We start from the raw sequence: 503 nt of genomic DNA, 5'->3' as shown, positions 1-503 counted from the left end.
CCAGGTACCAGCCGCGATTCTCCTCGCCGAGGAGCTGTTTCGCCGGCACGCGGACGTCCTCGAAGAAAACTTCGTTGAACTCATGACTGTTGAGCATGTTGACGAGCGGCCGGACGGTGATGCCGGGCGTCTTCATATCGATGAGGAAGTAGCTGATGCCGCGGTGCTTGGGCGCATCGGGGTTCGTCCGGGCGATGAGGATGCCCATGTGGGCGTACTGGGCGCCGGAGGTCCAGATTTTCTGGCCGTTGATGATGTAGTCATCGCCATCGCGGACGGCGCGGGTCTGCAGGCTGGCGAGGTCGGAGCCGGCGCCAGGTTCCGAGAAGAGCTGGCACCAGATGTGTTCGCCGGAGATGATTTTCGGCAGGTATTCGCGCTTCTGCTCTTCGGTGCCGTAGACCATGATGGTCGGCCCGGCCCAGCCGTGACCGATGCCGCCGGGCCTTGGTGCGCGGCGCCAGGCGAACTCCTCGCTGAGGATGAACTGCTCTTTGACGCTG

At 63.4% G+C, this 503-nt stretch carries 1 protein-coding gene; it reads right to left on the bottom strand.

Features of this window, described 5'->3' with window-relative positions:
• Nucleotides 1–503, bottom strand: a 503-nt coding sequence (locus NZ773_16410) for an acyl-CoA dehydrogenase family protein (GenBank protein MCS6803506.1), incomplete at both ends; no start/stop codon positions are given.

It is taken from the genome of Dehalococcoidia bacterium (genome assembly GCA_025054935.1).
Taxonomy (GTDB): Bacteria; Chloroflexota; Dehalococcoidia; order SpSt-223; family SpSt-223; genus JANWZD01.
This window is presented reverse-complemented; position numbering and strand designations above follow the sequence as displayed.